General features: G+C 29.1%; 14 protein-coding genes. 12 read left to right on the top strand and 2 right to left on the bottom strand.

Annotation, left to right across the window (positions count from 1 at the left end):
• Positions 1 to 76: 76 nt before the first annotated feature.
• The gene (locus BTO18_RS14375) at positions 77 to 496 is read right to left on the bottom strand and encodes a prepilin-type N-terminal cleavage/methylation domain-containing protein (RefSeq protein WP_105016893.1); all 420 of its coding nucleotides are present in this window, start codon (positions 494 to 496) and stop codon (positions 77 to 79) included.
• Between the two features lie 92 nt (positions 497 to 588).
• On the opposite strand from BTO18_RS14375, the gene BTO18_RS14370 reads away from it, so the two are divergent.
• Genes BTO18_RS14370 through BTO18_RS14320 form a run of 11 tightly spaced genes read left to right on the top strand, consistent with a single transcriptional unit; the run spans position 589 to position 10369 of the window.
• Positions 589 to 942, top strand: a complete 354-nt coding sequence (locus tag BTO18_RS14370) for a hypothetical protein (RefSeq protein WP_105016892.1) — start codon at positions 589 to 591, stop codon at positions 940 to 942.
• A gap of 12 nt (positions 943 to 954) precedes the next feature.
• The gene (locus tag BTO18_RS14365; RefSeq protein WP_226789065.1) at positions 955 to 3066 is read left to right on the top strand and encodes a type II secretion system protein GspD; all 2112 of its coding nucleotides are present in this window, start codon (positions 955 to 957) and stop codon (positions 3064 to 3066) included.
• 1 nt (position 3067) lies between these two features.
• Complete coding sequence (locus BTO18_RS14360) at positions 3068 to 4240, top strand: hypothetical protein (RefSeq protein WP_105016890.1); 1173 nt, start codon at positions 3068 to 3070, stop codon at positions 4238 to 4240.
• Entirely contained in the window at positions 4230 to 4751 is a 522-nt protein-coding gene (locus BTO18_RS14355) for a hypothetical protein (protein ID WP_105016889.1), read from the top strand. Before BTO18_RS14360 ends, BTO18_RS14355 begins: the two co-directional genes overlap by 11 nt.
• 6 nt (positions 4752 to 4757) lie before the next feature.
• Positions 4758 to 5240 carry a prepilin peptidase gene (locus tag BTO18_RS14350; RefSeq protein ID WP_105016888.1) on the top strand — a complete coding sequence of 161 codons (483 nt, stop codon included), beginning with the start codon at positions 4758 to 4760 and terminating at the stop codon, positions 5238 to 5240.
• On the top strand, positions 5240 to 6646 hold the full coding sequence (locus tag BTO18_RS14345) for a GspE/PulE family protein (protein ID WP_105016887.1): 1407 nt from the start codon (positions 5240 to 5242) through the stop codon (positions 6644 to 6646). Before BTO18_RS14350 ends, BTO18_RS14345 begins: the two co-directional genes overlap by 1 nt.
• Before the next feature lie 12 nt (positions 6647 to 6658).
• Positions 6659 to 7120 (top strand): hypothetical protein, encoded by a 462-nt coding sequence (locus BTO18_RS14340; RefSeq protein ID WP_105016886.1) that lies wholly within the window; start codon positions 6659 to 6661, stop codon positions 7118 to 7120.
• Positions 7121 to 8395 carry a hypothetical protein gene (locus BTO18_RS14335; protein WP_105016885.1) on the top strand — a complete coding sequence of 425 codons (1275 nt, stop codon included), beginning with the start codon at positions 7121 to 7123 and terminating at the stop codon, positions 8393 to 8395.
• The gene (locus BTO18_RS14330; protein ID WP_105016884.1) at positions 8383 to 8742 is read left to right on the top strand and encodes a hypothetical protein; all 360 of its coding nucleotides are present in this window, start codon (positions 8383 to 8385) and stop codon (positions 8740 to 8742) included. The genes BTO18_RS14335 and BTO18_RS14330 overlap by 13 nt, the downstream gene beginning before the upstream one ends.
• Positions 8732 to 9196, top strand: a complete 465-nt coding sequence (locus BTO18_RS14325) for a PulJ/GspJ family protein (RefSeq protein ID WP_105016883.1) — start codon at positions 8732 to 8734, stop codon at positions 9194 to 9196. The genes BTO18_RS14330 and BTO18_RS14325 overlap by 11 nt, the downstream gene beginning before the upstream one ends.
• A gap of 45 nt (positions 9197 to 9241) precedes the next feature.
• Entirely contained in the window at positions 9242 to 10369 is a 1128-nt protein-coding gene (locus tag BTO18_RS14320) for a type II secretion system F family protein (RefSeq protein ID WP_105016882.1), read from the top strand.
• A gap of 29 nt (positions 10370 to 10398) precedes the next feature.
• Here the strand turns inward: BTO18_RS14320 and BTO18_RS14315 are convergent, their stop codons facing one another.
• Entirely contained in the window at positions 10399 to 11055 is a 657-nt protein-coding gene (locus BTO18_RS14315) for an IS1 family transposase (protein WP_105016881.1), read from the bottom strand.
• Positions 11056 to 11332: 277 nt separating this feature from the next.
• On the opposite strand from BTO18_RS14315, the gene BTO18_RS14310 reads away from it, so the two are divergent.
• Positions 11333 to 14677 (top strand): RHS repeat domain-containing protein, encoded by a 3345-nt coding sequence (locus tag BTO18_RS14310; RefSeq protein WP_105016880.1) that lies wholly within the window; start codon positions 11333 to 11335, stop codon positions 14675 to 14677.
• Position 14678 lies beyond the last annotated feature (1 nt).

The raw sequence follows: 14678 nt of genomic DNA, 5'->3' as shown, positions 1-14678 counted from the left end.
ATGTTTTATTATGTCTAGTCATTTTGCATCTACTTAAACTTGTATAAAATTTATGAAGAATAACAAATTTGAATCATCAATCCTTAACCACCTCCACTAACTTCTTATCTTGGTCAATCTCCCAAACATTAAAAACTCCATCACCATCAAAATCTGTAACAGCAATGGCTTTCGCCTTAAAAGAATTATTTGTTGCTTGTATTATTTCATACTCATAATTTGCAGAACCTCCATTTTTAACAGTTTTTTCAGATAGGAAATCAATGGCATTTAAATCTTTAGAATATTTAGAATACATAAAAAAGTGATTTCTTTGTAAACCATATAAATGTACCAAATGATTTTGGGCTTCTAAAGCTTTAGTTTTAGAGATTATAGGCATTAAGTTAGGCAACGCAATTAAGATTAAGATACCAATAATAACAAGAACTACAAGAAGTTCTTGCATGTTAAAGGCTTCTAATTTTTGTTTTAAATAAAGCTTTTTTTCTTTCATAAAATAGCAATACATATATTTAACTCAATCAAAAGTACTAAAATAATAATTATTTGTTATTTTTAGGTCTTATTATAATTGTTATTAAGAAAATGAAAAGATTAATTTACCCCATATTATTGCTATTTATATTCATTAGCTGTGAAGCAATTTTTATTGAAGATATTTCTGATACAAAAGTTATTCTTCTAGCTCCAACAAATAATGCTGAAGTAGTAACTGGAAGCATTCAATTTAATTGGGAAGAAGTTATAGATGCAAGCGAATATAACATTCAGATAGCATCGCCAAGCTTTAACCAAGCAAATCAAATTGTTCTAGATTCTGTAACCACATCTTCAATTATTACAAAAGAATTAGATGTAGGTTCTTATGAATGGCGTGTAAAAGCAAGTAATTCAGGTTACCAAACCAATTACACAACAAATAGTTTTACAGTTAAATAAAATATCAGTATTGTGATAAAAAAAAACCTCCTTTTATTTCTGTTTTTAATTTCTTTTTCAACTTCGTTTTTAGGTCAAGAAAAAGAAAATAGGATTGAACATTTAAAAGTAAAACTAGATAGTTTATCATCTTCGATTATTGGTTTATCCAAGAAAGTAGATTTTAGTTTAAACGATACAGAACTTCCTGTTTTTATAAGAGCAATTGCTAAAGAACATAAGCTTAATGTGAGTATTGCACCAAATTTAAGTCAGATTAGAGTTTCGCAAAACTTCTCTAACGCTACTGTAAAAAATGTATTATTACATCTATGCCAAGAATACAATTTAACTATTGAAAGTCTAGGTTCTATCTTAAGTATTAAAAAATACAATAAACCATACATACCTAGAGATATAAAAGCCATTTATGATAAAGAAAAGGATTTGTTCTCTGTAGATTTACAAAATGACACTTTATTTGTTGCCTTTAAAAAAATTACAAATATTACTGGTAAAAATTTAGTGTTTGCCCCTGGAATAGGAAATCAAAAAATCTCTTCATTTATCAAAGAAAAACCTTTTGAGAGTGCCATTGATAAAATAGCGTTTGCGAATAATCTTTCAGTTACCAAAACCAAAGACAACTATTATTTATTTGAAAGTGCCACAGCACCAAACCAAAAAGGAATTACAGACAAAAGAAGGCAAAAACCTGCACGTTATCGTAATTCTAATTTTTATTTTAAAATTCAAGATTCTTTAAAACAAATTATAGATGTTGATTTTGAAAATGTATCTATTGCATCTATTGTTAATGATATTGGTTTTGATTTAGGAATTAATATGTTTACTAGTAGCCCACTAACAGGGGCAGGGAATGCAACTGTAAAAGCATCAGATATTACTTTTGATATACTCCTTACTAAAATATTAGAAAACACAAAATTCAGTTATAAAAAAATTAATAACATCTATTATTTTGGTGATGATAAACAGGTTTCTTTAACTAGTAGTGAAACTATTCCATTGTTACATCGTTCCATAGAAATTATGAATACGCCAATTCAGAGTAATCGAAATTCATCGTTTATTGGAAATCAAGGTTTTAATACTGGTTTCAATGGGAGTCAAAATTTTAATGGAAATACTGGATTTAATCAAAATAATCAAAGTCAACGATTCAATAACAATCAGAACAATAGAAATTTAAATTCCAATACAAGAGGGAACCTTCAAAATACAAGAAATCAATCAGATGCTATTTTAGAATTGATTCCCCAAAATATTAAAGAAGGTTTAGATATCACAAGTGATGTTGAACAAAATGCTTTTCTAGTCAATGGGAACGCCCAAAAGATAGAGGCTTTTAAACGATTTTTAAAAACGATTGACAAACCTATTCCAGTAATTTTAATCGAAGTCATGATTATAGAAGTATCTAATACTACTTCTGTTACTACTGGTTTAGATTTAGGTATTGGAGATGCTCCAACAACAGATAAAGGAACAGTTTTTCCTAATGCAGACTTAACTTTAGGAGCTACAAGTATCAATAAAATTATTGGAGGGTTTAATAATTTTGGTACTTTAAACGTGGGTAAGGTTGTGCCTAACTTTTATGCTCGAATACAAGCATTGGAGTCCAATGGAAATATAAAAATTAGATCTACACCAAAATTATCCACCTTAAATGGTCACCAGGCTACTTTATCTAGAGGAGAACGCTCATTTTATGCAGTAACGCAAAGAAATACGATTGGTACACAAAATCCTGTCATTGCAGATGTAACTAATTATTTTCCCATTGATGCAGACTTATCTATAGGTATTAGACCTTTGGTTTCAGGGGATGGAAATATTACCTTAAGTATCAATGTATCTCAATCTGATTTTAACGGAGAACGAATAGATCCACAAGCTCCTCCAGGTATGAATTCAAGAGAGTTTACTTCTACCATTCGTGTAAAAGATAAAGATGTAGTCATATTAGGGGGTATTGAAGAAACCTCAAAAAATAATTCAGGTTCTGGTGTCCCTTTTTTAGCTAGAATACCTTTGATAAAATACTTGTTTAGTAAACGTGTAAGAACTGCTACAAAAAGTAAATTATCGGTATTAATTAAACCAACCATAATTTATTAAAATGATTGGGCAACTACTAAAATATGGGAATACATATACAGCCATTGAACATGCTGAACATAAAAGGTTTATTCTTTTACAACTGCAACGAAAAAAGAAAGAACTAGTACTTTTAAGAAAAAAATCTTTTCAATCTCAAGATAAAACTATCCAAGAGTTAAAAGGACAAAAGCATGTTTTTTTAGTAGTAAATAATGAACAAGTATTATCTAAAAGTATTGATTTTTTTCATGAAGATGAAAAAAGAGTAGTTAAAAATGCATATCCTAATATCAACACTAATGATTTTTATTACGAGGTTTTTAGTAAATCTAATACCTCTTTTGTTTCTATTGCAAGAAAAGATACTATAGACACTATTATTTCTGAATACCAAAAAGCAGGGATTTACGTAGTGGATTTTTCTCTTGGAAATCTAGTGATACAAAATCTTCAAAACCTACAAGATTACAATCAATTATCAACCTCTAATGCTATTGTAGCTTATGAGAATAAAGAACTTGTATCTATTAACGAAAAAGAATTAAAAAAAAACTATATCGTTAATGATTTAGATGTTGCAAATACAGAGGTTTTGTCATTGGCAGGAATAATTGCGTATTATACACAAAATGTTTCAAGCACAATTCAAAATGAGTTGTATGGTAAATACATACAAAAACGTTTTTTTGATATTGGTTTAAGAACAGGATTAGGATTTCTGTTGGTGGTCTTATTGATTAACTTTTTTGTATTTAGTCATTATAGGAATGAAGTTGGCACATTGACTGGGGAATTACAAATGAGTCTTAATTTTAAAAATCAATTAAATACACTTCAAAAACAAGTTACCCAAAAAAAACAGCTGGTTCAAAGTATGAATGCAGCTTCAAATAAAAGTATTTCAAAATATATTGATGAATTGGGTTCTTCTCTTCCAGAGAGTAATTTATTACATCAACTTACTTATCAACCCAAAGAAGGAATACAAAAGAAAGACAAACCACTTCTTTTTAAACAAAATTCAATTTCGGTTAAAGGCATCTCAAAAAATGATGTAGCATTTTCGAATTGGATATCTGCAATTGAAAAGAAAAATTGGGTTGAAGAAGTATCTATCTTAAATTATGGAAAAGGTAAAAAAAGAAGGGTTTCAGCTGATTTTGAATTCTTAATTCATACCAATGAACGATAAACAAAAAAATATCGCTTTGGTTATAGGTTTTGTGCTTCTCTTCATAATTTCCTATGTATTTTCCATTCAAAAAACTATTGATGTAAAAAAAAGTGCGAAAAGTTTGTATAAAGAAAAAGAATTACTAGAAAATGCAAGTCAACGTATCTTTTTGTTGCAGCAAGAAAACAAGTATTTAGATTCCATTTTAAAAGCTAAAGAAATTTCTATTGAAAATTCTTTTCAACAAACCTTATTACAAAAATTGAATTCTTTTCAAGCTAAAGTACCTATAGATATTATTGCTTTTAGTGAGCCTCATACTATTGAAGAAAATAGCACTCTTTTAAAAACATATTCTTTTGAAATTAAAGGCACTTTCAATGCGTTATTACAACTTTTGAACACGTTAGAAAAACAACAATTGGGTAAATTAGTTTCTGTAAAGTTTGAGAAAAAAAAGAACTACAGAAGAAATCGCGATGAATTAATAGGGCATTATTTTATTCAAAAAAGAACTCAAAGAGAATAAGAAGAGATGATTATAAGTATTGAAATCATATTTATAGTAGTGTTACTATTTCTTTTTTATCAAGATATAAAAGAGAGAAAAGTTGTGATATGGGCTTTAGTTTTAAGTTTAATTTTTGGTAGTTTCATAAATTATTTGAATCAACAACCTATTGTATTCATATCTAATATATTCATAAATGCTACATTTATAGCCTTTATTTTTGGAATATTAGGATTGTATGCAAAATTTAAAATGAAACAACGAATTTTTGATGTTTTTGGAATGGGAGATTTAGGCTTTTTTATGGTTTTAGCAGTAAGTTTACCCACATTATCTTTTTTAATGGTTTTTATCTTTTCTACTTTTTTTGCCTTGTTAGTTTTTCTTATTTTCAAGTATCGGTTTCAGCCTAAAACAGTGCCACTAGCAGGCTTACAAAGTCTTTTCCTAGCATTGGTATTGTTAGCGAATAAATTTTCATCTACTTTAAATATTTACGCTTTATAATGAAAAATCAGTTTGAAATAGCAACCAACTTATTACAATTGATTTCAAGTGAAGATGCATATCAATATCGAATTGTTCCTGTAAAAGAAACAGCTGATACTTGGGTGTTTAAAACAGATGCTACAAACCAAAAAACTTTATCTCAAGAGTTGAGTATTGTTTTTGGAAAAACTATTGAATTAGAACCAGAAGCCTCAAATGTTATTCAAAAATATTTGGAGAACAATTACAGAAGAAGAACAAAAACCAATCAGCAAAAATCACTAACCCATTCAGAAGATTTTCTGTTAAACATCATTTTTGAAGCCAAAGAAATTGGGAGTAGTGATATTCATTTTGAAATTTTTGAAAATCAAGCCAGAATACGTTTACGAATTGATGGAAAATTAATGGAACGCTATGTCATTTCTTTAGAAGAATACCCAAAGATTATTAATCGGATAAAAATAATGGCAAGTTTGGATATTTCAGAAAAAAGATTGCCACAAGATGGAAGAATTAACCTTACAACAGAAGAAGAGGATTTTGATATCAGAGTATCTTCTTTACCTACTTTACATGGAGAAAAGCTAGTCTTACGTATTCTATCTAAAAATAATGTACATGTTTTATTAGAGAATTTAGGGTTTACAAAAAATGAACTAACCACTTACAAAACAGCAGTTCAAAAACCAAATGGTATTGTATTGATTTCTGGACCAACAGGTTCTGGAAAAACAACAACGTTGTATGCCACTTTAAAGCTCTTGAATAAAAACGAAACGAATATTTTAACTATAGAAGATCCTATTGAATATACATTAGAAGGTGTAAATCAAGTGCAACTGAAACAAAATATAGGATTAGATTTTGCAAGTACATTACGTACTTTTTTACGACAAGATCCAGATGTGATTATGGTTGGTGAAATTAGAGACGTGGATACTGCAAATATGGCAATTAGAGCCTCTTTAACTGGGCACTTGGTATTGTCAACAATACATACCAATTCTGCTTGGGCAACTGTATCAAGATTAATAGATATGGGTGTTCCACCTTTTTTAATTGCAAGTACTTTAAATGTGAGCGTTGCACAACGTTTGGTTCGTAAATTATGTAACTCTTGTAAAAAAGAAACCAAAGGCCTACATCAACATAAAATTCATATAAATATATTAGATGAAATAGAAACACATTATGAAGCTGTGGGTTGTCCTAATTGTTATCAAACAGGCTATCAAGGAAGAAAGGCGGTTTATGAAATCATTCCGATTACGGAAGAATTAGTCCAAAATATTGCCAATAAAAAAATAGAAATCAATCAATATTTAAAAGACAATCATATAGCTACGTTACAAACCAATATGATAGCGCTTGTAAAAAAAGGAGTAACTTCCTTTGATGAAGTATATCCTTTTTTAATTTAATTTTGATAAAATTTGAAAAAGCAACAAAAAACATACATTTTACTTATTGCAGTGCTATTCATTTGGGGAGCAATTGGCTATCAAATCTATTCGCGTTTAAATCCTCCTACACCAGAACTCAATTTAACACAAGTTCAAAGTACATTTCAAAAGCAAAAAGTAGTAACTCAAACTCATTATGAAATTAAAGAAGAGTATAGAGATCCCTTTTTAGGAAAGTTTCCAAAAAAGAAAAAAATAATAAAAAGAAAAAAAGTAAACCCGAAGTCTAAAGTAATAATTCCTTTTCCAAATGTTGTATATAATGGTTTGGTAGAAGGAAATAAAACCAAGTCTTATATTTTAACCGTTAATAGAAAACAAGAGATTTTAAAAAAAGGAGAGACACATCAAGGGGTTAAACTTATTAGTGCTACTAAAAACGAAGCTGTGGTTCAATTCCAAAAACAGCGAAAAACTATTGTAAAGCAATAAATGAATATCTTTAAAAAAATAAAGGCAGGAGCATTACAATACGTATTGGTGATTTCTGTAATTATTGCCATTATCATTTTTGCTTTTATTTCTTTGATTTATCTTCAACAACGATTAACTATCAAACATAATTTTAGTAAAGAAGCTATTAGTAATACAATAGCCGTTTTTGATTTTATCAAAATTAAAGAGTTTCCTTATGATAAAAATAGTACGATTGAAGTTTTAGAAAACGAACATACAAATACTACTTTTCAAAAAAAGCATTGGGGTATTTTTGATATTGGTGTTGCCACTAGTACAGTAAAGAATGAATTTTTTCAAAAAGTAGCATTATTAGGCACACAAAAAAAGCAAAGAGATGCTTTGTTTCTTAAAGATAATAATACTTCACTAGTTTTAGTAGGGAAGACAAAAATTGTAGGGAATACATCTCTACCCAAACAAGGGGTAAAAACAGGAAATATTTCAGGAGTTTCTTACTATGGGAATCGTTTGATTTACGGGCAACAAAAACAAAGTAGTTCTAATTTACCAAAAATAACAAATTTAGAATCCCTCAAAACATTTTCACAACAAATACAAAGTAATGAATACGCTAATTTTGAACTAGAGGAAGGATTAAAATTACATCAATCATTTGCAAAAGAAGGATTACTATATCAAGACAATAACTCAATTTTTTTGCAAAATACAAGATTAACTGGGCAACTACTCATCGTTTCAAAATCCAAAATAATAGTGAGTGCATCAGCAACTTTAAAAAATGTTATTTTGATAGCTCCTGTTATTACCATAGAATCAAATACTAAAGGGAACTTTCAAGCGATTGCAACCAAAAAGATACTTGTTGAAGAAAATGTACATTTAGAATATCCTTCAGCATTAGTAGTTATCCATAAGGATACTCATCAAATTCAATCTCAAAGAACAAATCAAGTTAAAGAACTAAATAGTATTAAAATTCATAAAAATACAGTTGTTAAAGGAGTTTTAGTATATCAATCTGATAACATTCAAAGTAATTTTGATGCACAAATTCAAATTGCAGAAAGGGTTACTATTGTTGGTGAGGTGTATAGCTCCAAAAATATTGAGTTGCTAGGAAAAGTTTATGGTTCAGTGTATACCAATAATTTTATTATAAAAAAAAGCGGTGGTGTTTATGTAAATCATATTTATGATGGTGAAATCAACATTTCAAAACTTCCAGAGCAATATACTGGTTTGCAAATCGACCAATCTTCAAATCAAGTTGCAAAATGGGTAGATTAAAAAATACGTTTTTTCATAAAATAAAAGCATCTTCATTAACAGAAGTTATTGTAGCGACTTCTATTTTGCTGCTTGTATTTGCCATAGCTCTATTAACACTAAACAATGTAATGATGAGTACACTCCAAAAAGATACTCAAAGTATGGATACCGAAATTGAAAAACTCATTTATCAATATAAAAACCAACAACTCAAAGCACCATTATCTTATACTGAAGATGACAATACTATAACCATAGAAGAAATAATTATTGATGGAAATAAATTTATAGAATTTTCTATAAAAGATGAAATTAGAGACAAAACAAGAGCTAAAAAAATAATTGTAACTTCAAATGAAAGCTAAAAAACTAAAAGCATTTACATTAGCAGAAATGATAGTGGTATTAATTGTTGCCAGTATAGTTATTGCTATGGGTTTTTCAGTTTTAAATATGGTTCGCAAACAGGTAGTAACTATTCAAAAGAACTACCAAAAAAAACAGCAAGTGTTGTTGTTAGAATCACTTTTGCATCGTGATTTTAATTCTAATACTGCATTTTACAATATAAAAAATGATGAATTACTTCTTAAAAATACGAGAGATAGTATTACCTATACCTTTTATGAAAACTACATTATAAGGAATCAAGATACTTTTCAAATTGAGGTCCAGAATAAAGAATTATATTTAGATGGAATACAAGTAAAAGATAAAGTGATTGATGCACTAGAAATTAACTTATCAGAAAATTATGGAAGCAAGCAATTATTTGTGCAGCAAAGTAAAGATGCATCCTATTATATGAATAATGATTGAGACTTAATTTAAAACAATTAACTAAAAACTCTAAACAACAACCAATTGCCATTTCAACTAAAAAATATAGAAAAACAAAAAAAGCAAAGTGCTTCCTTTGATATTGATGCCTTATTAAAGAAGGAAATTACTTTTGGTAACTCTTTTTCGAATAAAAAAAAGGAGAATTTCTATACTGAATTGCAAGTGTTATTACATGCTGGATTAACCTTAAAAGATGCATTAGTTTTAATTTCTGAAGAACAAAAAAAAGAAAAGGATAAAAACCTATTAAAATCATTGGTAGATGAGTTAATTGATGGTAAAAATCTATCTGATGCCATAAAAAAACAAAAATCCTTTTCTTCATACGAATATCACTCTTTAAAAATTGGAGAACAAACTGGTACTTTGCAAAAAGTAACTCAAGAATTAGGTTTCTTTTACAAACGTAAAAACGAACAACGTAGAATTATTGTAAGTGCGTTATCTTATCCAATAGTAGTGCTTTGTACAGCTTTTTTAGCCATTTTGTTTATGTTGCAGTTTGTAGTACCCATGTTTGCAGATATTTTTAAGCAAAACAAGGTAGAACTCCCTTGGATTACCAAAAAAATAATGGTGGCTTCTACTCTATTTAAAGAATATTGGTGGGGCATTTTTGTGTTCATACTCTCAATAATAATATTAAAACAATTCATTCATAAAAAGGAATGGTATCTAAAATATACTTCAACAATTGTTTTAAAGCTTCCGTTAATAGGCGAGTTTATTCGAAAAGTAAAAATTGCTCAATTTACCCAAGCAATTACATTACTGACAGGTGCTAAAGTACCTTTATTAAATGGAATTCAACTCACAAAAAAAATGATTGGTTATTATCCTTTAGAAACTGCACTAGAAAAAGTGGAATCTGATATTTTACAGGGCAAAAGTTTACACCAAAGTATGAATAACTGTAAAATCTTTGATAAAAAAATGGTATCTCTTATTAAAGTGGCAGATGAAACCAATCAAAATGAAACCATTTTTAAAAGATTGACAGATCAATACAATCAAGAGATTGAATACAAATCTAAAATGATATCGGCTACTATTGAACCTTTTATCATACTAGTTTTAGGTGCAATTGTCGCTACAGTATTAATTGCTATGTATTTACCTATGTTTACATTGAGTACTGTAATATCTTAATATCTAATTACTTCTATTTTTTTAAAATTTCAACCCCAAAAATAAATTCTCAAATGAGCTTCTAAATATTCTTGATTTCTTGTAAAACAAATTGTTTTTCTAGATAATCTTTTTATGTGAGTTCTTAAATTGAGATTCATTCGCTCGATTCTATTTGTGCAATACTGAAATTGTTTGTGTATTTCTTTTGGAATTATACTAGGATATATATTCAATTTATCTGTATAAATTCTACTCGGATTTAGTAATAAAACTTTATGAACTACACTTTGTAAATTGTCTTTATTTCTGCCACCAATTCTAAAACCAATAACACTTCTCGTCTTTTGTTCTATTGCATAAATTAACCAATTCTGTTTTTTACCATTAGTAATTTTTATAAACATCTCATCAACTTCAAACTTGCATCCTAACTTATTGAAGTAAGGAACTTTAATTTGTTTACTAATCTTCAACATCCTAGATAGAACTGTATTTTTTGAAATGTTCAATACTCTAGAAATACCTCTATTACTACAACTTTCTTTTAATAAACTAACTACTAGTTTGTTTGTATTTGGTTGATATGCTTTATAAGTATAATCTGATTGAAAATACTTATTACAATTTTTACAGTAATGTCTCTGTTGGTTGTTTTGTTTACCTTTTCTAATAACATTAGAAGAAGTACACTTTGTACAATTCATAGCATTTTTTAGGTGCTAATTTAATACACTATGCGATATCAACCCCATATTTTACAGGTTCTAACAAATTTTTAATATTTCAAAGCACATAAGATACTGCTCTTTTTAGAGTGGTATATTTGTTTAACTTATTGATTTTCAATTTAAACTAGAACTCAATTTTTATAAGTGCTAATTTGATACATTACCTAAATGGGGAGAAGAAAATTTTACCATTTATGGGGATATTTATTTTAATATTTTCTTTAAATTTGGTTATTATTTAAATTTATTTGCTATGAAAAAAAAATTTTTAAGTGCTATTGCATTTTTTGTAATTAATGTGGTTTCTTCTCAAGAGATGCCTAATATTACACCTCCTTCACCAGAAGCATCAGCATTATCTAGATTTATAGAGGTTCCAGTATCTCATTATACGGGAATACCTAATATTTCTATTCCCATTTATACCATCTCTGAAAAGGGTATTCAAATTCCAATATCCTTAAGTTACCATGCAAGAGGGGTTCAAGTAGCAGATGTAGCTCCGAGTACAGGAACAGGATGGTCACTAATTTACGGAGGCAGTATTTCTAGACAAATTCGTGGAAAAGCAGATGATACAGGGTTTCCGTATGGTTATTTAGAAAACAAAAATGAATTTATGAACTATGCTAGTAGTCTTTCAGCAAGACAGGCTGTAGAGGTAAGAGAACAAGTGGATACAGGTTATGATTTTTACCCAGATCAGTTTTCCTTTAATGCTGGTGGTACAAATGGGAAGTTTATCCTGAATTATATGGATGAAGAACCATTATTGAAAACCTATGATGATGTTAAAATTAGTTATCAAAAAGGAACAGGAGGGCAACGTAATAATAAAATAGTTTCATTTAAAATTATTGATAAGAATGGAAATATCTATTATTATGGTATTTCCAAGGATGGATTTCGTGAAGGACTTGATCGTCAGGTATCAAATGGATGGACTTATTTTTACACACTTATAGATCAAGATTCTAATCAAAATGGAACTGAAACGGTTTATAGTTCTTGGAAGTTAATGGATATTGAAACTGCTTATGGAGATGTAATCAGTTATCATTATACACAGCAGTCTTTTGTAAATTACAGTAAATCTTATGATAATCATCTTGTGCCTACAGGTGCAGTAACAAATGGTGTTGGAGGAATGAATGATATAAATCAAATCTACACGAAGCTAAATAAGGTTACAAGTTACGAGAGCCATTTGGATTCTATTACTTTTAAAAGCGGTAAAGTTGAATTCACTCAAAGTTCTAATTTTCGTGATGATTACAATGGACATAGTTTAGATCGTATTACCGTGTATAATTATAATAATAAGCAAGTAAAATCTTATAAGTTAAATTACAATTACACAACTAGTTCAGAGACTTCGAATGTACTTCCTAGCATAAGATCCAATTCAACTATCTTTGCAAAATCACAAAAAAGACTGTTTTTGAGTTCCATTGAAGAAGAGGATGATATGGGTACAAAATTACCTCCTTATAATTTTACTTATAACTCAACAGTATTACCTAGCCGTTTTTCTAGTTCTCAAGATTATTGGGGGTATTATAATGGTGCCGACAATGGTCCTTTTTTACGTCTTTTTGACTATTTCCCTTTTACTTCAGATAGAAGAATTCATAAAGATAAATCAGAAGCTGGATTGCTCAAAGAAATCGAATATCCAACAGGTGGAAAAACTAAGTTTACGTACGAGAATAATATTGGATCTAGTCCAGGATATGGCTATAGTGTTTTAATACCTAATATCAATCCAAATTCAGAAAATACTATTGATTCGATTTACACAAAAAGTGATTTTGATATTACACAAGGTAGAAATTGGACAAAATCAATTACAATTCCCAAAGGTGTAGAAATTTCTTTAAGAGTGGATTGTATGCATTTTAGAGATCCAAATGATACTGTAACACCAGATTGTATATTTGAGTTTAATGCAAACGGAACTGTATTAACACCAAGTAATAACTATACTTTTTATTCACAGCATATAGGAACACCAATTGTAGGTCAGCCTAATTATGTAAATTTAAACATCAATGTAAATGCACCAACATTTCCTGGCGTATTTCCTGATTTATATTTAAACCCAGCATACGATTTTTTTATTAGATTAAAATATACTGTTAATGATGAATTACAAAGTTTGTATGCAGGTGGCAAGAGAATTAAAAGTATAGAAACTATAGATGAAAACGGAACTACAATCAAAGAATTTGAATATTCTGGAGGACAAATTGTAGGGTTACCTTCATACATTAATAAAGACAATTCAAATGGTTTTGAAGTACTTACCCATTACTTTAGTTCAGATAGTAGGTATGGTAGTTTTCAGCCTAATACAATTGGTTACACAAATGTCATAGAATATGTTGGGTCTAAAGAAGAAAACATTGGAAAAACTGAGTATTCATTTACCAATGATCCTGATAGTGGTGGAGATTATTATAATTTCCCTTACCACCCTTCTAATGATAATGAATGGATTCGTGGTAAAAACTTAAAAACCAAAATATTTAAGAACACTAATAATAACTATGAGTTAATAAAACAGATTGAAAACACCTATGATTATGGAGGGGATATTATGGTGTCTGAATTTGATAATAATTACCCAGAACATTTAGGTTTTATGGATGCTAACTTCCCTTCTGGAGCTGATTTTTTTATTGATATTCCTGTTGATCGTCGTGTTGAAAGAACAATCTCTAAACTACCCTTTTTTATGAGAGATAGAAGGCCTCTTAACGCACCTGCTAACAGTGCAGGAAGATACCGAATTTATTATGTAACAGGAGGAGTTCAAAATATTAAAACAACTACAGAGACAACTTACAATAATTCAGGTAGTTTGGATACCGAAACTACTTATCTCTACGATTACGACAATCATCATCAATTAGCAGGCTCTGAAATATTAGATAGTTATGGAGATGTACTGAAAACAGAGAATAATTATTTAATTATTGATAATGCAAACACTTTTCGCATACTTCCAACATTAATTGCTAGTTACAAAGGAAGTACAAAGCTATCAGAACAAAATACAATATATTCAAGCTTAGTGCCATTTCTTCCAGAAAAAATCCAAACCTCCAAAGGCACAAATTCTTTAGAAGATAGGATTGTTTATCATAATTATGATAGTTGGGGTAATCCTATCGAAGTAAGTAAAAAAGACGGAACACATATCGTTTACATATGGGGTTATAATCAAACCCAGCCCATTGCTAAAATAGAGAATGCAACTTTTTCGGAAGTAGAAGCTGCCGTAAATGGTTTATCCAACTCAAATTATAATTCTCTTCTAAAGATTAAAACAGTTTCGAACAATGATAACGATAGAACTATTGGTGCTTTAGGTAATGAAGGTGCTTTAAGAGCGGCATTAGAGAACTTACGAGCTTCTTTACCTGATGCTCAAGTCACTACCTTTACTTATGATCCTTTGGTGGGTGTTACGAGTATTACAGATCCAAGAGGACAAACCATCTATTATGATTACGACAACTTTAATCGCTTAAAGAATGTGAGAGATAAAGATGGAAACATCCTAACTGAAAACGAGTACCACTACAAAAACTAAT

The organism is Polaribacter porphyrae, assembly GCF_002954685.1.
Lineage (GTDB): Bacteria > Bacteroidota > Bacteroidia > Flavobacteriales > Flavobacteriaceae > Polaribacter > Polaribacter porphyrae.
The sequence above is the reverse complement of the archived record's forward strand: the minus strand, read 5'-3'. Positions and strand labels throughout refer to the sequence as shown.